The following is a 24,129-nucleotide window of genomic DNA, read 5'->3' as shown; positions in this document are numbered from 1 at the left end:
ATGATGACATTGCGAATCCTGCTGTCTGTCTTACTGATATTGAGTTTGACTGCCTGTGGCTTCAAGTTGCGGGGACAGATTTCCGAACTTCCCTTTAAACGAATTTATGTTACAGCACCTGCAGGGATGACCATTGGCTCTGATCTTGAGCGGGTAATCAGCACCCATACACAGGCACAGATAGTAAAAAAGATCGAAAAATCTGAGGCGGTCATCCAGATTGTGTATGCAATCCGGGAAAAAAGAATCCTGTCTCTCTCAGAGGGGGGCAGGGTACGCGAGTTTGAGCTGATCTATCGGGTGGCCGCCCGATTGCTGGATCCGCACAATACCGAGCTGGCGCCCTTACAGGAAATCAGGCTGACACGTATTCTCCCATACCTGGATGCGCAGCAGCTGGCCAAGGCAGCGGAGGAGGAAATGCTGTACAAGGATATGCAGAAAGATGCTGTGCAACAGATTCTTCGCCAGATTACAGCTGTCACCTCCGGGTGAGCTGTGTGCATTGATGCGACGCGATCCGGAACCGCTTGCCAGACAGCCTGGTAGTAATATTGCTTCTCTGTATGTGGTATTGGGGGACGAACTGCTGCTGGTGATGGAAGCAGTCGACCGGATTCGTACTTATGCCAGGGATCAGGGTTATATCGAACGTAAAATCCTTACGGTTGACCAGCGATTTGAGTGGACCAGCCTGTCTCATTGGGGACGTCAATCCTCTCTGTTCAGCGAACGACGCATGCTTGATTTACGTATTCCTTCCGGAAAACCGGGCAGAGAAGGAGGTATGGCGATCGAAAAATTCTGTCAGGATCTGCCGCGTGATACGGTGACTATTGTTACGTTACCGGAAATTGATCGGCAGGCGCGCGCAAGCAAATGGTTCAAGGCGCTTGAATATGCCGGTCGGATCACCGAAATAAAACCGGTCAGGCGTGACCACCTGCCTTCCTGGATAAAGCAGCGTCTTGAGCAGCAGAAGCAAACAGTGGATCGGGATACATTACAATTCTTCACGGATAAGGTTGAAGGCAATCTGCTGGCGGCACATCAGGAAATCAGCAAGCTGGGGTTACTTTATCCTTCTGGTCGCTTGACTTTTGAGCAGGTCAAGAACGCCATTCTGGACGTTACGCGCTTTGATGTGCTGCAGTTACCGGAAGCCATGCTGACAGCCGATATGGTGCGTTATCGCCGTATTCTGGAAGGATTGCAGGGGGAAGGAATGGCACCCCCGCTGATCCTGGCTGTTTTGGCGGAACAGATCCGTTTGTTGCTAAAAATCTATCTGGTTAAGAACGCCAATCGGGGGATGACACTTGAACAAGTCATGACGACGTTGCGTGTGTGGCCTTCCAGGCAAAAACTGATTGCAGGCATTTTTCATCGTACTCGCTATCCGTTACTGGTACAGGCTTTGTTGCAGGCGGCTGTCATCGACCGGATCATCAAGGGCGTCGTGAAAGGGGATGTCTGGGAAGAATTGTTGAATCTCGGGATCTGTTTTGTTGCTGATGGCCGTTTCAAGGCTGCCGGAAGAAAGGATTTTCAATCTGTTATCAACTCATCTTTAAAATAAATGAAAGCAAACATTATATGGCAGGAAGGAGTCAGTTTCCTCGGACAGGTTGGGAGCGGACATTCTGTACTCATGGATGGATCGCCAGAAGCAGGCGGGAAGAATCTGGGACCGCGCCCGATGGAAATGATATTGCTGGGCCTGGGCGGGTGTACTTCTTTTGATGTCGTATATATTCTGCGTAAGGGACGCCAGGAAATCACCGGGTGCCAGGTTGAAATGGATGCTCAGCGCGCGACCGAAGATCCGAAAGTATTCACCCATATCCATTTGCATTTCATTATTACCGGTAAAAATCTGGATTCCAGACTGGTGGAGCGGGCAATCAGGCTGTCAGCTGAAAAATACTGCTCTGCTTCCATGATGCTGAGAGCGACAGTAAACATCACACATGACTATGAAATTATTGCCGGTTGAATCAGTTTTCAGACTAAACGACTAAACCGTTACGAAGCGGAATAAAGTTGGAATATTGATTTTTACAAATTTTCAATGAGTTCCAAAATAATCTTAAAGTCAGTCTACAAGCCGTTTATAAATTTCTGGACAATAAATTTTGATTCTGATAATAATAGCGAGCGCTGTTTTTTCTGGAAGGAAAGGCAGGCAGCAAAAACGTAAAGAAAGACAATATATTTTTAAATTTCAACAGGGAGACAGGAAAAATGAAAATTTCACATGTACTGCTTACTGCATTGATTGCCGCTACTACTTTAACTGGTTTGACGGGCTGTATTGATACAGACAAACCTGCCAATTATCCGCCAAGCATGTCAATGGAACGTGATTCCATGCCTGATAACTTAGATAAGGCTGAACAGGAAAAAGAACAAAACAAAAATTGAGAAGCGATATGATTCAAGTTTTCTAACCGCCCCTCGGGGCGGTTTTTTTATCTGCATGATTTTTAATCATTATCATCGGGGAAGAGCTGTTCTGCCGGAGCTGGCGCGCCAATATAATAGCCTTGTGCAAAATCAATCTCCAGTTTGTCCAGAATAGCCAGTATTTCCTTATTTTCAACAAATTCCGCAGTGATTTTTTTACCGAACCCCCTTGCTACGCTGCATAATGCACTGACAAGTATCTGATCATCGGGATTGCTCGCCAGGTTACGGATGAACGAGCCATCGATCTTAACCGCGTCAACCGGTAATTCGCGAAGATAATAGAAGGAAGAGAATCCCACTCCGAAATCATCCAATACGAAACCACAGCCAAGTTGCTTGAGATCGCGTAAAAGACTGCGTGTCCCGGGCAGGTTATCCAGGGCGGCAGTTTCCGTTATTTCAAACATCAGCAAATCAGGATCGACCTTGTTAATCACGAGCGCCTGATGGATCACCGGCAATAATTCCGGATCGTTAAAGGCATGTGCCGACAGGTTAATGGATAGGTCGATGCGTCTGTTGCTTGTTTGATTGATTCTTGCAGCCAGTGTAATCGCTTTGTGCAGTACCAAATGATCAATTTTGTGGATGAGTCCGGTATGTTCAGCTGCGCGAATGAATGCGCCGGGAGTATGAATTGTTCCATCCCGATCCTGCATGCGCAGCAAGACTTCATAATGATGGATCATTCCGTCATTTAAGGTTCGAATTGGTTGCAGATAAAGCAGATACCGATCGTGCGCATTGGCGTACTCAATTTTTTCTTTCCAGTAAACCAGCGTACGCACGCGCTCACGTGCCAGATCTTGATTGGAGTACAGATGCCAGGTTCCACGCCCTGTTTCCTTGGCCTGGTACATCGCCAGATCCGCAATCGCCAGCAGATCATGCACATTGTTTCCATGCTCGGGAAAGATTGCAATTCCGATACTGGCTGAAATACTATGTGTTCTGCCATTCAGCGAAAGCTGGGTTTCTTCCAGTCGTGCAAGAATTTTTTTGGCAACTTCAATCGCTGCATCGGGTGTAATTTCAGGCAGGATAACGGCAAACTCGTCTCCGCCCAGCCGGGCCGCTATATCAGCAGTACGGATTGTATAGAATAACATGTCAGCAACCATTTTCAACATCGCGTCGCCTGCCTGGTGACCGCTGGTGTCGTTTACAAATTTGAATCGGTCAAGATCGAAGAACAGCAATGCTCCAGGATGCTGATATCTTTCCGCCCAATTGAGAATTTGCTCAAGCTCCTCGCTGAAACGACGACGGTTATACAGATTTGTCAATGGATCATGATCAGCGAGCCACGCCAGATGGCCCTCTACCCGTTTGTATTCGGTAATATCAAGCCCGACAGACAGGATCACAGAAGGATCTTCTTTGGACTGCCACGTCAGGCGTGAATGGAGCCAGGCAACATTCCGTTTTGAATCGTCTTTGCACAGTACGATTGCTTCATGCCGTAATTGATCACGGTTCCCTTTGCAGATTTCTAGTAAATACACGTCCAGACTGTATTGCTCACTATCGGGTGCCAGTAGTTCTGTGAAGTACTTGCTTTGCAGTTCTGTTTCGCTGTATCGGGTCAGCATTTCACCGTATGTATTGGTCATGACTATTTTTCCGCTGGCGTCTTGTGTCAAGACGATTACCTGTGCGGTATCCAGCAGGTTTTCGATGAAATCCTTTTCCCTGCCGAGCTCATCACGTTGCTGAACCAGCATACGGGTACGGTAGGCAACTTTTTCCTCCAGCTCTTCAAGTTTATGCGAAAGTGCTAATGATGCATCGTGTAGAAGATCAATCTCATCATTCAACCAGCGCTTGCGCCAGTGCGAGGAGAGTGCGCTGCGAAAATCGCCGAACCCTCTTCCGGCCAGCAGCGGCAGGACGGATACGATGTATTTGAGCCGGGACAATGGCCTGGAGATAATGCTGAACAAAATGATTTCTGAAAGCACCATCCCTATCAGCCCAATGACGATGATTTGCCAGATGGAGTTTTGGATTGCCTGAACGATGTCGGTTACTTCGGTAATGATAACCAGTTGCCCCTGGTCAGGTGTACGGATACCATGCAACGGGAGTAACTTGATCTGGTAATGCCTGTTATTCCATTCATATTGGATTCCCTGCTCGATTTCTGCGAGATTCGGGTAGCTTTGCGCCGCTTTGCTCAGAATGGCGAGATTTCTGCTGCTGTTTGTCAAAGCTGTAATGGAGACATGCCATTCGGGTATACCTATGAAGGTATCGTGATCTGACAGAATATCGTACGAACCGTTAACAGTATTTCCGACAAACAGACCGATATCGGAGCCGGAGGCGCGCTTGAAATTCAGAAAAACATCAACCAGAGAAGAGCCGATGACAACAGCCCCTACTCGTGATCCATCAATCAATAATGGTTCGACGATATACTGAGTACAGCTTTCAACACAGATCATGAGCGTGGCAGGCTGTTCACGTGCATTGACTTCGTTGACGTAATCCAGAATAAGATTATCCCGGTATGTATTGGCATCGAAGCTGCCCCAGTTCGCGAGGAGTGATCCGGAAGCGCTGTAAAAACGAATATCTTCGATATCACTCTGAATCTGAAATAATGTCCAGTATCGTTCAAAGGTCGTCAGTATTTCCTGCGAGTTATCTGCAAGCAGACTGACCTTCATTCCTTTCAGATAGGGAATGATTCTGACCAGTCCGTGCAGATTCTCAGAATTACGTCCAATCAGGCTTTCTATTTCTCTGGTGTAGCGCTCATATTGCGTTTTTCTTTGTTGTTCAATGCCATTGATCAGGCTGCTGTAGTTGATCATGCTGAATGTTGCGACCACAAGCAGCAAGATCAGACTGCTGAGCAGGGAAATTTTCCAGCTCAGCCCGACGAATATCCGGGAAAATTTCCGGCTGATATTCTTGGGATTAATCAATTCCCTGGAAAAGGTGGATTTCACTTGATCTTGCATTAGAACCGGTAGGAGATTTGTGCGGCGAACAGATTCCAGTTTTTCTTGGTGTCATTGATGTCCGGGTTATCCAGTGGTGAAAGCCAGGCCGTTCCATTGACCCGGTGGTATTCGGTACTCAGCATGATGGACGGCGTAATATTCCAACGTAATCCTATTGTCAGATCCTTGGCGTATTGACTGTGTGCCGGATAACCACTTGCAGCTGCAAATTTCTTGCCGTTGCGATCTTTTCTGTTGGCAAAGAGCCAATCGTAACGCAGCACGGCTTCCCAGCCAGGGAAAAGGCGGTAGATGCCCTGCAGGTAGAAGCTCTCCCCAGTAGAACTTCTATCGAGCCCGGAATTGCCAAAACCATGATGGCGAGAGTAGCGTAACGCGTATTCCGACGTTACGCTCCAACGTTCTGCATTATATTGCGCTGACAGGATCAGGGGAGAGAATCTGAATGAGCCTGATTCAAAGATATCATTCTGGCCGGGACTATAGCCAACATTGAGCTGAGTGCTACTGACAGCCAGCCGTAGCCGTCCATCAGGCCGTTCATAGGTGATGCGGCCGAGGTACGAAAGTCTGCTTTTCAAATCTCCCCGTACAGGCACTGTATTGCCAAAAATAGATGTTTCGGTATCTTTATCACCCACCTGCGGAAAAGCAGCGCCTGCCTGAATGGCAATGTTCCCCCAATCCGTACGTGATTCCCCATACAACAGAGCACCATCCGAAGCCAGTGCCAGGTTGCGGGTCCGATCGAAATAGATTGATTGGGGCAGCAGTATACTTGGCCGGGTAAAGGGTACATCGCGAGTATCGTTATAGAATCCGAGTGGATGCTTCATTCTACCCAGGCGCACACCGAATTCTACAGCGGGTGTATTCATGAAATTGTAATCAAGGAAGCCAAAATCGATACGAATGCCACCGTCGCTGCCTTCTCCCGCTCTGCGATGAAGTAGCTGTCCGGAGAGTTGCAGTCTGGGTAATGGGCGTAGAGAAGCAGTCAGGCCGATTTCCCTGAAATCAAAGCTGCCCGAATTGTTGCTGTGACCGAAAAAATTGTTTCCGGTTGTCTTGACATACCCCTGGCTGAGGAAACCATGTACTTGAAGCTGTTTCAGGATCTGTGCTACCTGGTGTTCATCTGCATAACCCGGAGATGCAGAAAAAATCAGAGCCAACCCTGCGATGCCCTTAAAAATATTAGTAAAAAATTTTCTGCTATTCATTGACATGAATGACCTGGACGCTTCCATCAATCCTGGCTCTACTTAAATAGCCGATTGATCCCGGCGTCGTTGCAATTTTTGTGTGCATCTCTTCTTCAGAGTGTACGACGAAGGGTGCCTGGCCGGTTCCTGAATAGACCAGGCGATCCCAAGCAGAGCGTAATTGATAGGGGAAGAGATTAAGCTTTTTTTTGGAGAATATGCTGTGTAACGGCGCGTCGTCGGGCAGCACAAAAACCCGGATAGGTATGCCGTTCTGCCAGGTTCTGAGGCGCATACTGAAGACGGAGCGCAATAAATTTCTGGAAAGATATTGTTTTACATTGGTACCGGGATGAGTAACTACCTCGACTGCATTATCGGAAGATAGAGCGCTATCTGCAAAAAAAAGCATGATTAGCAATAGGGGGAGAAGAACACCCCGAAGGCAGCAAATAAAATTTCCCGTCACAATAGTGTGATGTTTTGATTATCCTGGTATGGAGATGCGATCGGAGCTGACTGATTGCAGGTTACTTTGCGAACGCAAAGAAGTCAGATCAGCTGGCCAGATCTTTCCATGATCAGTGACGAGCTCCCACATCGCCCGTTGATCGTGACGAATTCTGTCCAGGCCATCCAACAGACAAACATAGTAAGGCCTGCGGAGTCCATGATAATCAGCCGGTGGACCAACGGGATCCAATTGCAAACCGTAAAATCCCAACAGTTTGTTCAGAGCGGGCTCCATGGATGAAAGCAGATGATAAATTTCATACTGGGCGCATGTCTGTACAATCCCAATAACAAGCCCTAACATCGGATGAGGAAAACGACGGCGTTCGTGTGGTGTGCCAGCAGGTTGAGTGGGTATATCGGCTGGCCCGACCAGCGTATAGTGTTCACTTTTGCGTTTAAAGAAATCACCAAGTATGGCAAAGCGGGATATTTCGGCGGTGTGTTTGCGAGATGACGAGCTTATCTCGAACTCAGGATAAAACCGGGTATTCAGTTCTGTTGGCAGTTTATTTTCCGGATGTTGCAAATCAGGCAGAATCAGGCGGGTGGTTCCAATGAACGTATCGGTTGGCCGATGACGTAGCAGAAGGTGCACAGAGCGGTGATCATATTCATCGTTTTCAAGTTTGCCCGGATAATCTACTGAATTGAAGCCGGGAATATCGTTATGCATGCACAAGATACGAAAACGTAGACTGAAGGCTTCTTTGAGCAATTCTGAGGTGTCTGCATTTATGATTTCAAAATACTGATGAAAAGCTGCTTCGAGATCATTCATATTTTCTCCGACAAGATTTTGTTTACACAAAAAAACAGCGCACCAAATGCTACCCAAACAGTCATTAATTTTACTGTTTGGGTCAGTTTTCAATCTGAGGAATATGCGAGCGATACGACTTTATATTTTTTGCATTTTGATGCTGACATTATTGCAATCGATTGTATTTCCAGGGAACATCAATCCTAAAACCAGGAGCCGAATAATCTTGTCGTTAAAATAACGACATATCAGTTATATTTATGTCGCTATAACATGACAAATTGATAACATTTTCAATGTTATTTTTGTGGCAATTGAGTAAATTTCACACTTTTTCCGAATGATGTTGTTTGAACCAGTATTCCAGCATCATCAACAGCCACACCATAGTGCCGTGATAGCTGGCGTGCTCGTGAAGATGCTGGTCAAGCAGCCTGTCGATAAAATCATTCCGTATGATATTGCGGGATTTGAGGTCACTCATGCTGTCTGCAGCAATTTCCCGTAACGGTTTGTGCGATTGAAGCCAGACACCAAATGGCAAGCCAAATCCCTGTTTTTGCTTGACAATGATCTCATCTGGCAAAAAGCCTCGTAACGCCTGTTTAAAGAAGTAGCGCAGCTGCGTCCCTTTTAGTTTCTGATTCGGATCCAGTGCGAGAGAAAAGGCAATCATTTCATCATTGGCAAACGGGAAAGCCACTTCCATGCCACCCAAACGGCAAGCCTGAACCACTTTTGGAAAATCATTATCCGCCAATGTAAATTTCCAATCAAAGGCCAGCATACGGTTGATCAGGCTGTGTGCACGAAAAGCATCACGATAGGTTTGTTCAATCAGTTGCGCAGGCTGTCCGATATTCACCTGTTCCAATAATTCTGGAGAAAACACAGTTTCGAAACCGTAATGCGCTAATAGATTATAAGTTTCCATCCGGTGAGGCATGGGAACAGTTGCTTGTGTGACGTAGCTGCGTGCCTTGCGGAGTAGTCTTGGGCCGGTATCAGACGGAATGGACAGGATAAGAGGGGAGAGCAGGTGCTTTCTCACAGGAGCGGGAATCCGGTCATACAGAGAAAAAATGTATTGTTTAGCATAACGTACATTGCCACCGAACAGCTCATCTCCACCGTCGCCGCCAAGCAGTAAATCCAGGCCATCATTCCTGGCCATGCGCGCACAATAATAAGCCGGCAGTGCCGATGCATTGCCAAAAGGTTGGTCGAAGACTGAGGCAATCAATGGGATCGTTTCGACAACATCATCTGGTGTGACGTAGTATTCATGGTGATCCGTCGAGAAATGCCGGGCAGCGATCCGCGCATAATGCATCTCGTCATAACCGGCTGCTTCAAAGCCGATTGAATACGTTTTGGCGGGCTCGCCGGTAATTTCTGTCAGCATTCCCGCGAGAGTGGAGCTGTCCGTTCCTCCGCTTAAAAATGTTCCGGCTTTCTGGCCTTGTATCACTTCACTGACGCTTTTTCTGAGCAAAGCAAGAAATGTCTGCTGCAGTTCTGGAAAGGGACGTTTTATATTCTCATTGAATTGAGCTTGTGTGTAGCGCTTGGCCTCTGCGTGGCTATTGTCGAAGTACAGACATTCACCGGGGAGCAGGCGTTGCTGGGCCTGATAAATGGTGCCTGGTCCCGGTATCATATGAAAATAGAGGTAGTTGAACAGTCCCTGTGGATTGATTTCCTGATTGGCTTGTGGATGGGCAAGCAGGACATCAGCTGAGGTTCCAAACAGGATTCCGTCACTTAATTGCTGATAATAGAGCGTATGTGTGCCCAATGGATCAATCGCCAGGGCAACCTTGCGCGCGCGGCTGTCCACGACGCAGCACACGAATTCACCGGCAAGATCGGAAAATAATTTTTCGCCTTGCTGCAACCATAGATCTGCAAGCGCCAAAGCCATTCCTTTAGCATCAATATCTGCCTGAAGATGTTCATTTCTTGATTTTATCCTTCCCCAGACGCCTGTTAATAAGCCATCTTTTTCATAGAGGTGAGCATGACTTGTTTTTGCAGCAACAGACAGAGCAGCATTGCCTTGCACTGCTGTTTGTGCAGGATTGCTGTCAAAGCGAGTGAGCAAACGCGCCATACGATCAATAATCTGCTGATTCTCTATTGTCGAATGATCAACACTCAACCAGCCACATATACCACTCATATCATCTCCTCATCTTTCCGGATTGCCTTGAATGCTAGTATCATGATAACACCTTGGCGCGATTCCAATTTTCTTACTTCTTTGTGCTTGTTTCTTGCAGCTATTTGATTTGTATGCCATCTCTGTTACAGAGATAAGTATCCACTTGACAGCAGGTTTTCAGACTAAAACTTCCAGTGGAGCAGGGTGGCCAAGAAAAGAAGTGGGGCTGGCTGTTAATCCATAGGCACCGGATTGAAAAATCACGATCAGATCTCCCGGTTCGGCTCTGGATAGCTCCATTCGATCGGCAAGTAAATCCAGCGGAGTACAGAGTGGCCCGACTACTGAAGCAATCTCGGTTTCGTCGATGTACATTTTGTTTCCGATTGCGACCGGGTAGTTTTTGCGGATGACCTGACCAAAATTGCCCGATGCTGCAAGATGATGATGCAAACCTCCATTGGTGATGAGAAAAATCTGTCCTCTCGACAGTTTCTTTTCCAGTACACGGCACACATAGATACCTGCTTCCGCTACTATGTAGCGTCCCAACTCGATCACGAACCGGACATCTGGAGAGGAAGGGGAAATCCCTGCCAGCAGTTGTTTCAGGTTGACTCCAACAGTATTCAAGTCAAGCGGCTTTTCCCCGGGGAAATAAGGGATACCAAGCCCGCCGCCAATATTGATAGTGCGCATTGGTACGGGCGAGATCGAAGCCAGCTGCAAGCCGAGTTGCAGCGTCTTTTCATGTGCTTCCTGAATGGCTTCCACTCTGAGATTTTGCGAGCCGCTGAAAATATGCAATCCCTCTAAATCCAGCTGCAGTTGAGCGATACGCCGTAACACGGCCGGGACGCATTCGGCGTCGATGCCAAACTGTTTGGAGCCACCTCCCATTTTCATGCCGGAAGATTTCAGCTCAAAATCGGGATTGACCCGTACTGCTACTCTGGGGTGAAAGCCTGTTTCGCCTGCCAGTTGAGCGATGGTTTCCAGTTCGTATTCGGATTCTATGTTAATCACAATACCGGCCGCGATGGCACAGGCCAGTTCCTGGCGACTTTTGCCGGGCCCCGCAAAACTGATGTTGTCCGGAGTTACGCCCGCATCCAGTGCCACTTTCATTTCGCCAGCCGAAGCGACATCAATTCCATCCACTAGACCTGCCAGATGCTGTACCACAGCCGACATCGGATTGGCTTTCATTGCGTAGTGCAGAAGCAGGCCAGCCGGCAGGTGTTGCCTCAGAGATCGTATACGTGCGGAAATTAACTGACGATCATAGGCATAGAAAGGTGTGCTTCCAACTCGCTGAGCCAGGCGCGTGAGCGGAATACCGCCAACGACGAGGCAATGATCCTGTACGGAAAACTGGGTTGTCGGCGCATGTTTGGGTTGATTCATCGCTATGTTTCTTCTGTTTGAAAAATGTATTGGAATTCACTGGCCAGATTTTTTCGATCAATTTTTCCATTCGGGTTACGTGGCAGACTGGTCTGCCGTAACGTAATCAGACCGGGTTGCATGAAAGCAGGTAAGTGGTTTTTGCAGGCAGCTGACAAGATATCCTGATTCAGTTCGAGCCCTGTTTTGGGGACTGCAACCACGACGATTGCCTGACCGAGTGTGGGATGAGGTGCCCCGAACGCGGCAGCTTCCGCAACGGTTTCTGTTGCGTAGATAACTTCCTCGATTTCTGTTGGGCTGACACGGTAACCAGAGGTCTTGATCATGTCGTCACGCCGGCCGATAAAATACAGATAGCCTTCTTCATCCATACGCACGGTATCACCCGACCATACCGCCAGCTCCGGGAGAGTCAATCCGGATTGACGCGGCGTAAGCGGCCGAAAGCGAGCGGATGTTTTACCCGGATCATTCCAGTAACCCATAGAGACCAGCGGGCCGCGATGTACCAGTTCGCCCGGTTCGCCTGATGCGCAGTGAGTGCCATCTTCCCGTAATACCATGACTTCCGCATTGGGGATGGCCTTGCCCATGGAGTCCGGGCGGCTATCCACTTCTTCGGGGGGTAGATAGGTCGAACGAAAGGCTTCCGTCAGGCCGTACATCAGAAAAATTTCCGTGTCGGGCAGTGCGTTGCGCAGACGTGACAAGGTGGAACGAGGCATTGCACCACCGGAATTGGTAATATAACGCAGCGTTTGTATACCTTGCCAGTCCAGTTGTGCCAGTTGTGTCCACAGGGGAGGGACAGCAGCCAATCCGGTAATCTGCTCGCGTTTGATAATGGAAAGAATATCGCGAGGCAGCAGATAATTCATCAGAACGGCGGTGGCGCCCACATAAAATGCTGTATTCAGCTGATTCAAGCCGTAATCGAAGCTAAGCGGCAGCACTGCCAGAATTCGGTCATTCGCCCGGTTACTCAAATACTGGGAAACACTTTTGGCACCGGTTACCAGGTTGCGGTGGGACAGTACCACTCCTTTGGGCTTGCCGGTGCTGCCGGAGGTATACAGGATTGCCGCCATGTCACTGTCGATACACCGCGGCAGGCGTACAGCCTTGGAAGAAGATGTCTGCGCCTGCTGCCATGAAACAATATTCGGGCCAGATGCTGGCGGTGATCCCTGGAATTCGTCAACGGTGATCACAGTATGTAGATCATGACATTGCGATAATACTGGACTGAGCAGGTTGAGTCGATCCGCAGAAGTAACCAGTATTCTGACATTGCAATCATTGAGAATATAAGCGACCTGCTCGGCTTTTAACAGCGGATTGGCAGGTACGAATGCCCCTCCAGCGGCAGATGTGCCGAACAGGGCAATGACAGTTTCAAGCCGTTTTTCAAGATAGACGGCTACGCGCTCTCCCCGGCTCAGGTTGAATGTGTGCAGAATGCCGGCGAATGATTGCACTGCCTCGGCCAGTGCTGGATAAGATAAATGTCGTTTCTGATCAATCAGCGCGACAGGGTTTATAGCCCGATCGGCAGACTGGTAGACCAGTTCGTGGAAAAGAGAAGTCATGGGTCGGTCCGGTAACTAGCGAGGCGGATGAATTTTATAGTTTACTTGAATCCATGGCGATTCATCAGATCGTAAAGTGTCGGCCGGGTAATACCAAGCAATTCTGCGGCTTTGGCAATATTGCCATCCACTCGGGCCAGAGCCTTGGCGATTACCTCGCGTTCCGCCTGATCCCGAACTTCGCGCAGGGTGGCTGGTTGCCCGGGATTATCTGCCGGTTTTAATCCCAAATCCAGAGCTGTGATCTGTGAACCCTCCGCCATGATGACAGCGCGCTTGATACAGTTTTCAATTTCGCGAACATTGCCCGGCCAGCGGTGACTGCTGATTGCATCCAGAGCATCCTGGCTGAAGTTGAGTGTCTGGCGCTTTTCCCTGGCGCGGAATTGATTTTTGAAGTGGTGAGCAAGTAACACAGCGTCACCAACACGTTCACGTATCGGCGGTATGTGAATGCTTATCTCGCATAGCCGGTAAAACAGATCTTCACGGAAAGTACCAGCATCGATCATTTTTTTCAGATCCTGATGGGTTGCACTGACAATCCGTACATCAACCGGGATTTCTTCTCGGCCTCCAATGCGTTCAATAACCCGTTCCTGCAGAAACCTTAACAGCTTGGCCTGCAGCGAAAGGGGCAGATCACCCACTTCGTCCAGAAAAAATGTGCCTCCTTGCGCGGTTTCAATTTTCCCTGGAGTTTGTTTTGCAGCGCCGGTGAAGGCACCTTTTTCGTAACCGAATAATTCAGTTTCCAGTAGTGGTTCCGGAATCGCCGCGCAATTTACCGCAATCATGCGTTTATCGTTTCTGTCACTGAGCTGGTGAAGTGCTTTGGCCAGCACTTCCTTCCCGGTGCCACTTTCGCCCAGCAAGGCGACCGCTACATCGGAAGATGCAATGCGTTCGATCTGCTGGCAGATTTTAGCCATGCCCGGATCTCCGGTAATAAACCCGGGAATGGATGAAATCAGACCGGATTGCTGCAGCTTGTAATTTTCTCTCTGCAGGCGATGCAGGTAAAAGGCCCGATTTACAATCAGATTAAGTACACTCGCATCAAGAGGTTTCTGATGAAAATCATAAGCGCCCATGTCAATTGCTTTCAGCGCATTTTCATGATTCTGGTTACCGGTCAGCACGATGACTTTGGTGTCGGGAGCCATGGCAAGAATCTGTTGCAGAGTGGCCAGCCCCTCCGTTGCCCCGTCCGGATCGGGAGGCAAGCCAAGATCCATGGTTACGACTGCGGGTTCATGCCGGCGGATTTGCGCAAGCGCACTTTCACGGTCAGAAGCAACAGCTACACTGCAATCATCAAAACTCCAGCGCAATTGTTTCTGGAGCCCGGGATCATCTTCTACAACAAGCAATTTTTTTTGTGTTTCGTTTACTTTCATATTGCGACTGCTCTCATGAATTTAACATAAATAACGGAACAATCCTGCTGTTCTATGCGTAATTTACTGACGTCAGGGCCACAGTCGGTTTTTTGCCAAAAGTAAAAATTAACCGATTTCAGTATGCTGGTATCAAGTTGTCATTAAATTGTGTAAGTTCTATCGACACTTTTTCAAAAATATTAAGCTAAATCGGATTGATCGGGAAGGAAGCAGTAACGTGACGATGTCTGGATCCAGGCAGAGCAGCATAATGTATCAGCCAGGATGATGGAGGATTTGATCAGAAGCTCTCTTATAGATCGGTGGGGTGTAGATACAAAGTTTGTTGTGGCAGGCCCGGCAGAAACGGATTGGCATTCCCTGCCACCCAATCGGCATGACCGCTGCCATAGTAAGGAGAGAGCGGATGGCCGCTCTGGCCTCCCGGCATCTGAAAATACCCCTCTTCTTCCTTTCCCGGCGCAACAACAAAGCGCATGGATGCGCCGAAGTTTGGTGTCTGGAGGCGAGGCATGTGGTGATCCCCGGGCAACTGATCTGCCGGCATATCCAGCCATGCCGCAAGCCATGACGGTAAGGCGCGACTGAGAGGGTGCCGGATTGCAGCAGTGTTCTCCTCACCCCAGTTACGCGCAGCAATACCGCCTGGCTGAGCCTGCAGCCGCTCTGTCACGCGTTGTGCACAGGCTGCAAGCATCTCATCCCAGCTGGCGTCGCTGGAAGGCAGTAAATGCGGTGGACGGTGCTTGATCAGCGCCCAGACTGCATGTTCAACCTGACTCAGACGCGGCAGTACAAAATCGGGATAATCGAGCCTCACTGTAGCTGTAAAAGCATTGAGGAGGTGTTCCATAACAGCGAGACGGAAGCTGCGTACAACGCGATACGCTACTGATTGGGGTGCAGCATGATTGTTCCAGTCATGCAAAGCGAGTTGCATTTCCCGGCTCCACGTGGCTGGTGAGGTTTTTTGCAATGTTTCTTCCAGCAGCTGCTTCCAGCGGGTGAGCAATAGCGCACGATCATCCAGCTGGATGGCGAGCAGATCTTCCGGTAAAAAATGATCGAGCGCACGTAATTGATCACGGATCTGCCGGCTGCGTGCACCGAGATCATACCCGCCATCCCCCAGTTTTTTCAGCAAGGGGCCATCGATCATTCTGGAATTGCCGTTCCAGAGTCGCATTCCCGGCGGATTGATAGCCAGCGGATAATCAGCAGGTGCCAGCCAGCCATGCCAGCCGATTGTCTGTTGGTTCCATTCTGTGGGCAGATTGGCATCGTAACCACCCACGCGCAAAGGAATACGGCCGGCAATTGTCCAGGCGATATCGCCATTTTTACTGCCCACAATAAAATTTTGTGCCGGGATGCCAGCACCTTGCGCAATTTTGACTGCTTCCTCCAGACTGTCTGTTTGTTCCAGCCTGGTAATATCGAGGTTGATGGCATCTGGCTGGAGCGCTGTCCAAGCCAGTGCCAGAGGTGTGCCATCATGATCTTTGGCAAGGATAGGGCCCCACCTGGTTTCACGGATTTCGAGTATTTCATCGGGTGCGTCACGCACCCGTAGCGTTTCCCGCTCTATTTGGATTGGCTTCCATTCATCATGATCGGCATAACGGTCAGAATTATCCGGATCGAGTCTGACTCTGATCCAATCGGAAAAATCACCGTAAGAATTAGTAAATCCCCAGGCGATATGACGGTTGGAACCGGCAACGATAGCCGGGACACCAGGGAGGCTGACTCCCGTTATATCGATCTTCCGGTGAGTGTGCGAGGGGGCCGGATAAATCAGGCGGGTACGGAACCATAAATCCGGCACCCGTAGAGACAGATGCATGTCGTTGGCGACCAGCGCATTGCCGTTGCCCAGATTGCCTCCCACTGCGAAAGCATTGCTGCCGATCGCAGGCGATTCCTGGAAGCTGTTGCCTGACAAGGCTTGCTGGCTGATTGAGCGCAGATCAATATCGGTAACGGGAGGGTAGGAGGGCCATTCAAACTGGCTTTCATCCAGAGCGGCATCCCATTCTCCGCCGCTGGCGGTCAAAAAACGATAGACGGACTCCGGTAGTGAAGCATGCATCATTGACAATCCCAGTTCGCGATCAATACTGGCTTCCTGCAGCGTTAGATACATGGCCAGCACGGTCAATAGACTGTCTTCGTTACGCCAGGGCTGGGGAGAAGTTTGCGTAAGCAGATAGCCGAATTGTCTGATTTCAAGGTTATCCAGTCCTGCATTGACACCATCCCGATATGCTTCAATCAAGCGAAACTGATCCTGCGGCAGGTGTTGCAGCATTGTCTGTGCACGGGCACGCATGCGGTAGGCACGTGTTTTGCGATCCATCGGTAGCGCGGTGACACCGAATAATTCCGCCAGCTCTCCAGCAGCCTTGCGGCGCATCAGATCCATTTCAAAGAAACGTTCCTGTGCATGGACGAAACCCAGACCGCGTACCAGATCAAGCCTGTTCCGGGCACTGATTGTTACCGTGCCGAGCGCATCCCGTTCGACAGCCACTGTGTCAGTCAAACCAGGAAGAGGCTGATTTCCTTCATAAACGGGCAGACTGCCTTCAAGAAGCAGCCACGCGGCAGCTGGAATAATTGCCGAGAGAATGAATAGAAAAATCAGAAATTTGCGTACCATATCAACAATAAATTCGGAAAAATTAGAACTGATGGGATTATAACAAGCAGGATGGCAGCTTTTTGGAGAGCCCGCTCAGACGATAACATGCCGGATCATATCAGACTTATCCACAATTCCTGTGGATAAGTCTGTGTGCAACTTGAGGATGATTCGTTTAAGAGTGTCTTTTCAAACAGGATTTTAAAATCTGATGAAATTTTGTACACTTATTTTTTCATTAAAAACAGTATGTTGTATTGCATGACAGTATCGATACGGGTTTGGGGGTATCCATGCTTTTTTATAAAAAAATGTGGATATTTTTCTATCTGTCAAGAAGAATATTTATGGCAGATAGAAAACCCGATCCATCAGTTTTCAGGAAGTCAGGGATGGAAAAGGAAATAAGTAGATGAAAATATCAGTGGCGGGTATTGCCCGAGCTTATATTTTCGGCAGTGTCACGCCCTGCTGAAACTGGTATTTGCCGTTGCGATCCTTGTATGATGTTTCACATACTTCATCTGATTCGAAGAAAATGACCTGCGCCACGCCTTCATTGGCGTAGATTTTTGCGGGAAGAGGTGTCGTGTTGGAGAATTCCAGTGTGACGTAGCCCTCCCATTCCGGCTCAAACGGTGTAACGTTGACGATGATGCCGCAGCGGGCGTAGGTCGATTTTCCGAGACAGATCGTCAGCACATTGCGCGGAATACGAAAATATTCGACGGTGCGCGCCAGCGCAAACGAGTTGGGTGGGATAATGCATATATCGCCTTTGACATCGACAAACGAGTTGGAATCAAAGCGCTTCGGGTCAACGATGGTTGAGTTCAGATTGGTAAACAGCTTAAATTCATCTGAGCAGCGGATATCGTAGCCGTAGCTGGACGTACCATAGGAAACGATACTCTCGCCATTCCGCTGCTTGATCTGGCTGGGTTCGAACGGCTCGATCATGTTGTATTCGGCAGCCATCCTGCGAATCCATTTGTCTGATTTGATTGACATTCGCGGCCTTTAATCGTCTTCCATGATGATCTGGGTAAATACATCCGAACAGTCACGCGCCATATCGGATATTTTTGCGGCCACCCGGCGGGCGATTATGCGGTAGGTTGCGGCGATCTGCCCATCCGGTTCAGCCACGACACTGGGCTTGCCGGCATCGGTATGTTCGCGGATGCGGATATCCAGTGGCAACGCACCGAGCAGTTCAAGATTATAGTCCCGGCACATTTTTTCACCTCCACCAGTGCCGAAAATCGGTTCAGTGTGGCCGCATTTCGAGCAGGTGTGCAGACTCATGTTTTCCACGATGCCCAGAATGGGAATGCCGACTTTTTCAAACATTTTCAATCCCTTGCGGGCATCCAGTAGAGCAATATCCTGCGGCGTGGTGACGATGACCGCACCAGTCACCGGGATTTTCTGGGCAAGTGTCAGTTGAATATCACCGGTACCGGGCGGCAGATCGATGACCAGATAGTCGAGATCATGCCAGCGAGTGTCGTTTAGCAGCTGCTGCAAAGCTTGTGTCACCATCGGGCCGCGCCAGACCATTGGGGTTTCCACATCGATTAGCAACCCGATCGACATCATCTGGATACCATGCGCCCGCATCGGCTCGATGGTTTTACCATCCGGCGATTCCGGCTGGCCACTGACGCCGAGCATTTGTGGCTGTGAAGGACCGTAAATATCGGCATCCAGAATGCCAACTGTCGCACCTTCAGCGGCCAGCGCCAGTGCCAGATTGGCTGCAGTCGCGGATTTACCGACACCGCCCTTACCGGAAGCGACAGCAATAATGTTCTTGACACCAGGCAGCAGCTTGAGCTGGCGCTGTGCGCTGTGCGCGATAATGTTACTGGTGATATGGATTGTGACCGATCCAATTCCTGGCAAACTGCGCAAGGCGTGTTCGATTTGCTGATGGACGGCGTCCAGCACGCTTTTGGCTGGATAGCCCAGCTCGATATTGACCGTTACATTGCTCTGGTCAATCTGAATATCACTGACCGCTTTGCTGGTCATATAATCTTTGCCGGTCGTGGGGTCGATCGTCTGTTCCAGCGCCGTTTCAATCTGTTGTCGTGTGATCAATTGAGAAAACTCCTGTGATCAAAACTATTGATGTTAGCAAATATCGCGCTGTTGGTTTGCTACAATCCTTCCTTATTCCATGTTTTAAGTAGACAGGTAACTGATGATCGCACGCAATATTCTGGTAACTTCCGCGCTGCCGTATGCCAACGGCAGTATTCATCTGGGGCATCTGGTCGAATACATCCAGACTGATATCTGGGTTCGTTTCCAGAAAATGCAGGGGCATACCATCTATTATGTTTGTGCGGACGATACGCACGGTACGCCCATCATGTTGCGTGCCGAAAAGGAGGGTATTTCACCGGAAACACTGATTGCGCGGGTGCATGCAGAGCACCTGCGTGATTTTACCGGTTTTCATATTGCATTTGACCAGTATTACAGCACGCATTCTGATGAAACACGCCACTATGCCGAGGATATCTACCAGAAACTGAAGGCAGGCGGGCTGATTGTAACCCGCTCGATAGAGCAGCTGTATGACCCCGTCAAAAATCTGTTTCTGCCGGATCGTTTCGTCAAGGGAGAATGTCCTAAATGCGGTGCAACCGATCAGTACGGTGATTCCTGTGAATCCTGTGGTGCAGCCTACGCACCGACCGATCTGAAAAATCCCTATTCTGCCGTTTCCGGCGCAACACCTGTTCGCAAAGCTTCAGAACATTTCTTTTTCAAATTATCGGATGCACGCTGTGTGGATTTTCTGCGCCAATGGACGCGCGAAGGCAATCATCTTCAGGCAGAAGCAGCCAACAAGATGGATGAATGGCTGGGTGAAGCGGATGAAAACAAGCTTTCCGATTGGGATATTTCACGCGACGCACCCTATTTCGGTTTTGAGATTCCCGGCGAAACCGGTAAGTACTTTTATGTCTGGCTGGATGCACCCGTCGGCTACATGGGCAGCTTCAAAAAACTGTGTGCCGAGAAAGGAATTGATTTCGACACCTACTGGAACAAGGACTCCACGACCGAGCTGTATCACTTCATCGGCAAGGATATTCTTTATTTTCATGCACTGTTCTGGCCGGCGATGCTGGTAAATGCCGGTTACCGGACACCCACGCAGATTTTTGCCCATGGCTTCCTGACCGTGAATGGTGAAAAAATGAGCAAGTCGCGCGGTACGTTCATTACGGCAGAAAGCTATTTGCAACAGGGATTAAATCCGGAATGGTTGCGCTATTACTACGCCGCCAAGCTGAACGGCAGTATGGAAGACATCGACCTCAGCCTGGACGATTTTGTCGCGCGCGTCAATTCCGATCTGGTGGGAAAATACATCAACATTGCCAGTCGTTGCGCCGGTTTCATCAGTAAGCGTTTTGACGGCAAACTGGTGGAAGGCGAGGATTACCGCCTGCTGCAACAAGAGGTGGATGAACACTTTGCCGATTGGCAGCCAGGGGTGATTGAGGTTGCATATGAAGCGCGTGATTTTGCAGCCGCAGTGCGCCATATCATGCGGCGCGCAGATGAAGTTAATGCACTGATTCACACACTTGCCCCGTGGGAAATCGCCAAAGATGCGGCCCGGGTACGCGAACTGCACCGCGCCTGCAGCCTGGGGATTCAAATGTTCTATTTGCTGTCCTGCTATCTGAAACCGATTCTGCCGCGTACTGCCGCACAGATCGAAGGTTTTCTCAACCTGAGTGAATTAAGCTGGCAGAACCAGCGGGCCGGACAGCCTTTATCCAGTATGCTGCTGCCGCCCGGTCATGTAATCAACTCGTATCAGCATCTGATGACACGGATCGATCCTCAGCAGATCGCCGCACTGATTGCCGCCAATCAGCAGACTATGCAAGCAGCCATGAATACCGAGTCATACTCCCTGCAACGGCATGGTGAAGCACAACAATCCGCCATCGCACTGATTGCGGACACTATTTCCATTGAAGATTTTGGTAAACTCGACCTGCGCATCGCCCGTATTCTGGATGCACAGCATGTTCCCGGGGCCGACAAGCTGCTGCAGCTGACGCTGGATATCGGCTCGGAACAGCGTACCGTTTTTGCCGGCATCAAATCCGCTTACGACCCGGAAGCTCTGAAAGGACGGCTGACCGTGATGGTTGCCAACCTCGCTCCGCGCAAAATGAAATTCGGCTTATCCGAAGGTATGGTACTGGCCGCTGGTGATGTGCACGGTGGGCCGTTTCTGCTTACCCCGGATAGCGGTGCACAACCGGGCATGCGGGTGAAATAGCTGTTTCTGATCTGCTGGCAGGTGAGCGATCCGATTTTGTGGCCAGGCTGGAAGTCAGGTCCATTGCCAGAAAACTCTTCTGATACCGGTATCAGAAGTTTTGCATCGGGGCCCTTGATCATCCCGGGTAAAGGCTTTTCTTTCCACTACGGAACCTTTGAAAAACCACCTGCGTTGTCATTTCTGCGTTAAAAGTCGGCATCAAAATGCTCATTGATTACGTATAAACTCCGTTTTCTCGCTGACGTTTTTCAGAGGCTCCCTATTCGCCAGGATGCACTCCGTTTATTTTCAGGAAAAGAGCATGAATACGATCATCAATCCAGCCCTCGCGTTTTCCGATACAGAAGAACTCGTTGTGTTGTCCAGGGAACACACTGCCAACGCTCTGGATTTCAGCAAACTGGTGGATGCCATTGCCACTGCGGCCCTGGAGTACGCTGCCGGCCGGATTCAGAACCCAGAACGTATGGTTGTGTCCTTGGGTTCTGGTGGTGTGATGCTGAGCATGCCGGCCACTGCGCATGATATCGGGATTCACAAGCTCGTGAATGTGCAGCCTGCAAACAAAGCGCGACAACTGCCTACCATCCACGGTGCTGTCACTGTGTGTGATGCGGAAACGGGCCGGCTCATCTGTCTGCTGGATGGCCCGGAAGTCACCGGACGACGAACGGCTGCTGTCACCTTGCTTGCGATCCGCACCTTGCTGAAGGAAACACCGCGTGAAATTCTTCTCATCGGGACAGGTGTGCAGGCGCGCTACCATGTTCAGGCGCTCTATGCGTTGTATCCGCAGTCAAAAATCCGGGTGCGTGGCCGTAGTGAAGCTTCTTCGGTGGCTTTCTGCGATCGGCATCAGCTTCTCCATGACAAGCTTGCTCCCGCAGCACATACGATTTCCGATGACGTAAACGTTGTGATCACTGTCACGACCAGTACACGGGCTGTCTATAATGAAGTTGCTTTGTGTGATCGTTTGGTAATCGGAGTCGGTGCCTTTACGCCGGAAATGGCTGAACTTGGCAAGGTTACGCTTGATGGCAGCGATATTTTCGCGGATGATCCGGTCAGTGCGCGCCATGAGGCTGGTGATCTCATTCAGGCGGGTGTGGATTGGTCTTGCGTGCGTTCGCTGGCCGATGGCCTGCAAGGCCGAATCGACGAATCCCATCCCAGGATTTTCAAGAGTATTGGCACCGGAGCCTGGGATCTTGCCGCGGCGCGCGTGGCACTGAAGGCTATTCAGGCTGAACACTGATGCGCCCCCGTTTTTCTCCTGAATATGGGATTTAATCAGAGGTTCCTTAAATACATGTTTCAATCTCGGTTGGCAGAGCAGAGTGAATCAGGAATTGTCTGCATTGCTACTGCACAGGATCCGGCGCATACAGAAACTTTTGCAGTTCCTGAGCACCCCGGAAGCCAGCATGTATCCTTATTACGAGGTTCCATGGGACGATTCATGCTTGGGTTCGGATTGATATTGATTTCTTTCAATTTGCGCCCTTTGTTTGCCAGTCTTTCCGTCCTGCTGCCTGATATGTTGCATCAGCAGATATTAACTGTTTCCCAGGCGGGTTACCTGACAACCTTGCCGGTGCTGTGTCTTGGTATTTTTGCGCCACTGGCGCCCTGGTTATCACAACGAATAGGCAATAAACGGACCCTTCTGGTCGTCATGGTACTGTTGACTGCGGGCACGGCCATACGCGGACTGGGAGATCTCCTGCCGCTGTTTCTCGGCTCGGCGGTAGCTGGCATGGCGATTGCAATCGGTAATGTTTTGCTGCCGGCCATCGTCAAAAAGGAATTTCCGCACGCGCCCGCTTTGATGACCGGGTTATATACCATGGCGTTGTGTGCTGGTGCGGCGGTTGCGGCAGCCGGCACTTTACCGCTTGTCCGATCGCTGGAAACAACGTGGGCAGTCGGGTTGGCGCTATGGGCCCTGCCCGCGGGGCTGGTGATGCTGCTATGGTTGCCGTATGCTATTGCGCCGGAGCGGGTGCGACGCAGCAGATCGCTGCAGGTGGCCGGTTTATGGCGAGATTCATTGGCCTGGCAGGTAACATGTTTCATGGGGCTGCAGTCTGCACTGGGTTACAGTGTTTTTGGCTGGATTGTGCCCATTTTGCACGATCGGGGATTGGATGGGGTACAAGCCGGACTGGTGCTGTCTGTTTCCATCATCGTTCAACTGATAGCTTGTTTTGTCCTGCCCTCTCTGGCAGTGCGCTTCAGGAATCAGAGTCTGATTAATACGGCAATGGCGCTGGCTGCTGCAATCGGCTTTCTGGGAATGCTGTTTGGTCCGATTGAATTGGTTTGGGAATTCAGTGTTCTGCAGGGGATCGGTCAGGGTGGCTTGTTTGCTCTGGCACTGACCGTGATTGTTCTGCGTTCTCCTGATTCCTATATTGCGGCACATCTATCCAGCATGGCGCAGAGCGTTGGTTATACGATGGCCGCACTGGGTCCCTTGCTGATCGGTGTGCTGCATAGTCTGACCGGAGGATACGCCGCCAGTGGCTGGCTGTTTACTGCGCTGTGTCTGGGAGCAGCTATCAGCGGCTGGGGGGCCGGGCGAGCCATGCTGGTACAGGCATACTATAAAAATAACAGGGATCAAATGTTGTAATACTTTAACCGGGTTGACGAAGGAGAAAGAAGCCA

General features: G+C 49.9%; 18 protein-coding genes. 7 read left to right on the top strand and 11 right to left on the bottom strand.

The genetic code is table 11. The annotated features are described in order from the left end of the window. The 4 genes from lptE (at position 1) to ABO04_RS00165 (ending at position 2,424) form a co-directional block, all read left to right on the top strand. Positions 1–495: an LPS assembly lipoprotein LptE gene (gene lptE / locus ABO04_RS00180; protein WP_160808607.1), complete on the top strand. Its 495-nt coding sequence runs from the start codon at positions 1–3 to the stop codon at positions 493–495. Then, on the top strand, positions 446–1,579 hold the full coding sequence (gene holA, locus ABO04_RS00175) for a DNA polymerase III subunit delta (protein ID WP_345852736.1): 1,134 nt from the start codon (positions 446–448) through the stop codon (positions 1,577–1,579). The genes lptE and holA overlap by 50 nt, the downstream gene beginning before the upstream one ends. Then, a complete protein-coding gene (locus ABO04_RS00170) occupies positions 1,580–1,996 on the top strand; it encodes an OsmC family protein (protein WP_160808606.1) in 417 nt (138 codons plus the stop codon). It begins immediately after the preceding gene. Between the two features lie 248 nt (positions 1,997–2,244). After that, entirely contained in the window at positions 2,245–2,424 is a 180-nt protein-coding gene (locus ABO04_RS00165; protein WP_160808605.1) for a hypothetical protein, read from the top strand. A gap of 62 nt (positions 2,425–2,486) precedes the next feature. Here the strand turns inward: ABO04_RS00165 and ABO04_RS00160 are convergent, their stop codons facing one another. From ABO04_RS00160 to apbC, 11 genes are all read right to left on the bottom strand, one after another. Next, the gene (locus ABO04_RS00160; protein WP_345852735.1) at positions 2,487–5,426 is read right to left on the bottom strand and encodes an EAL domain-containing protein; all 2,940 of its coding nucleotides are present in this window, start codon (positions 5,424–5,426) and stop codon (positions 2,487–2,489) included. Between the two features lie 11 nt (positions 5,427–5,437). After that, on the bottom strand, positions 5,438–6,664 hold the full coding sequence (locus ABO04_RS00155; protein WP_160808603.1) for a hypothetical protein: 1,227 nt from the start codon (positions 6,662–6,664) through the stop codon (positions 5,438–5,440). Continuing rightward, complete coding sequence (locus ABO04_RS00150; protein WP_240141348.1) at positions 6,657–7,058, bottom strand: substrate-binding domain-containing protein; 402 nt, start codon at positions 7,056–7,058, stop codon at positions 6,657–6,659. The genes ABO04_RS00155 and ABO04_RS00150 overlap by 8 nt, the downstream gene beginning before the upstream one ends. A gap of 75 nt (positions 7,059–7,133) precedes the next feature. Further along, complete coding sequence (locus tag ABO04_RS00145; RefSeq protein WP_160808602.1) at positions 7,134–7,940, bottom strand: PEP-CTERM/exosortase system-associated acyltransferase; 807 nt, start codon at positions 7,938–7,940, stop codon at positions 7,134–7,136. Between the two features lie 307 nt (positions 7,941–8,247). Continuing rightward, a complete protein-coding gene (locus ABO04_RS00140) occupies positions 8,248–10,104 on the bottom strand; it encodes an asparagine synthase-related protein (RefSeq protein ID WP_160808601.1) in 1,857 nt (618 codons plus the stop codon). A 159-nt stretch (positions 10,105–10,263) separates the two neighbouring features. Further along, positions 10,264–11,499: a pyridoxal-dependent decarboxylase, exosortase A system-associated gene (locus tag ABO04_RS00135; RefSeq protein WP_345852743.1), complete on the bottom strand. Its 1,236-nt coding sequence runs from the start codon at positions 11,497–11,499 to the stop codon at positions 10,264–10,266. Next, entirely contained in the window at positions 11,496–13,085 is a 1,590-nt protein-coding gene (locus tag ABO04_RS00130) for an acyl-CoA ligase (AMP-forming), exosortase A system-associated (protein WP_160808599.1), read from the bottom strand. Before ABO04_RS00130 ends, ABO04_RS00135 begins: the two co-directional genes overlap by 4 nt. A gap of 41 nt (positions 13,086–13,126) precedes the next feature. Beyond that, positions 13,127–14,485, bottom strand: a complete 1,359-nt coding sequence (gene prsR, locus ABO04_RS00125) for a PEP-CTERM-box response regulator transcription factor (protein WP_160808598.1) — start codon at positions 14,483–14,485, stop codon at positions 13,127–13,129. A gap of 295 nt (positions 14,486–14,780) precedes the next feature. Further along, positions 14,781–17,150 carry a penicillin acylase family protein gene (locus ABO04_RS00120; RefSeq protein WP_160808597.1) on the bottom strand — a complete coding sequence of 790 codons (2,370 nt, stop codon included), beginning with the start codon at positions 17,148–17,150 and terminating at the stop codon, positions 14,781–14,783. Between the two features lie 426 nt (positions 17,151–17,576). After that, positions 17,577–18,143, bottom strand: a complete 567-nt coding sequence (gene dcd / locus ABO04_RS00115) for a dCTP deaminase (RefSeq protein WP_160808596.1) — start codon at positions 18,141–18,143, stop codon at positions 17,577–17,579. A 9-nt stretch (positions 18,144–18,152) separates the two neighbouring features. Then, positions 18,153–19,238 carry an iron-sulfur cluster carrier protein ApbC gene (gene apbC / locus ABO04_RS00110; RefSeq protein ID WP_160808595.1) on the bottom strand — a complete coding sequence of 362 codons (1,086 nt, stop codon included), beginning with the start codon at positions 19,236–19,238 and terminating at the stop codon, positions 18,153–18,155. 103 nt (positions 19,239–19,341) lie between these two features. On the opposite strand from apbC, the gene metG reads away from it, so the two are divergent. The 3 genes from metG to ABO04_RS00095 all read left to right on the top strand — a co-directional run bounded on the left by metG (position 19,342) and on the right by ABO04_RS00095 (position 24,094). Further along, complete coding sequence (gene metG / locus ABO04_RS00105; protein WP_160808594.1) at positions 19,342–21,453, top strand: methionine--tRNA ligase; 2,112 nt, start codon at positions 19,342–19,344, stop codon at positions 21,451–21,453. Between the two features lie 304 nt (positions 21,454–21,757). Then, positions 21,758–22,714 carry a bifunctional Delta(1)-pyrroline-2-carboxylate/Delta(1)-piperideine-2-carboxylate reductase gene (gene lhpI / locus ABO04_RS00100; RefSeq protein WP_160808593.1) on the top strand — a complete coding sequence of 319 codons (957 nt, stop codon included), beginning with the start codon at positions 21,758–21,760 and terminating at the stop codon, positions 22,712–22,714. Positions 22,715–22,768: 54 nt separating this feature from the next. After that, a complete protein-coding gene (locus tag ABO04_RS00095) occupies positions 22,769–24,094 on the top strand; it encodes an MFS transporter (RefSeq protein WP_240141347.1) in 1,326 nt (441 codons plus the stop codon). Positions 24,095–24,129 lie beyond the last annotated feature (35 nt).

Source organism: Nitrosomonas sp. HPC101 (assembly GCF_009833125.1).
In the GTDB taxonomy this organism is placed as follows: Bacteria; Pseudomonadota; Gammaproteobacteria; order Burkholderiales; family Nitrosomonadaceae; genus Nitrosomonas.
This window is presented reverse-complemented; position numbering and strand designations above follow the sequence as displayed.

Excerpts from the sequence above, each read along its gene's own strand:
- lptE (WP_160808607.1), top strand. The coding sequence starts at position 1 with ATGATGACATTGCGAATCCTGCTGTCTGTCTTACTGATATTGAGTTTG.
- holA (WP_345852736.1), top strand. The coding sequence starts at position 446 with ATGCTGTGCAACAGATTCTTCGCCAGATTACAGCTGTCACCTCCGGGT.
- ABO04_RS00170 (WP_160808606.1), top strand. The coding sequence starts at position 1,580 with ATGAAAGCAAACATTATATGGCAGGAAGGAGTCAGTTTCCTCGGACAG.
- ABO04_RS00165 (WP_160808605.1), top strand. The coding sequence starts at position 2,245 with ATGAAAATTTCACATGTACTGCTTACTGCATTGATTGCCGCTACTACT.
- ABO04_RS00155 (WP_160808603.1), bottom strand. The coding sequence starts at position 6,664 with ATGAATAGCAGAAAATTTTTTACTAATATTTTTAAGGGCATCGCAGGG.
- ABO04_RS00150 (WP_240141348.1), bottom strand. The coding sequence starts at position 7,058 with ATGCTTTTTTTTGCAGATAGCGCTCTATCTTCCGATAATGCAGTCGAG.
- ABO04_RS00145 (WP_160808602.1), bottom strand. The coding sequence starts at position 7,940 with ATGAATGATCTCGAAGCAGCTTTTCATCAGTATTTTGAAATCATAAAT.
- ABO04_RS00140 (WP_160808601.1), bottom strand. The coding sequence starts at position 10,104 with ATGAGTGGTATATGTGGCTGGTTGAGTGTTGATCATTCGACAATAGAG.
- ABO04_RS00130 (WP_160808599.1), bottom strand. The coding sequence starts at position 13,085 with ATGACTTCTCTTTTCCACGAACTGGTCTACCAGTCTGCCGATCGGGCT.
- prsR (WP_160808598.1), bottom strand. The coding sequence starts at position 14,485 with ATGAAAGTAAACGAAACACAAAAAAAATTGCTTGTTGTAGAAGATGAT.
- ABO04_RS00120 (WP_160808597.1), bottom strand. The coding sequence starts at position 17,150 with ATGGTACGCAAATTTCTGATTTTTCTATTCATTCTCTCGGCAATTATT.
- dcd (WP_160808596.1), bottom strand. The coding sequence starts at position 18,143 with ATGTCAATCAAATCAGACAAATGGATTCGCAGGATGGCTGCCGAATAC.
- metG (WP_160808594.1), top strand. The coding sequence starts at position 19,342 with ATGATCGCACGCAATATTCTGGTAACTTCCGCGCTGCCGTATGCCAAC.
- lhpI (WP_160808593.1), top strand. The coding sequence starts at position 21,758 with ATGAATACGATCATCAATCCAGCCCTCGCGTTTTCCGATACAGAAGAA.
- ABO04_RS00095 (WP_240141347.1), top strand. The coding sequence starts at position 22,769 with ATGTTTCAATCTCGGTTGGCAGAGCAGAGTGAATCAGGAATTGTCTGC.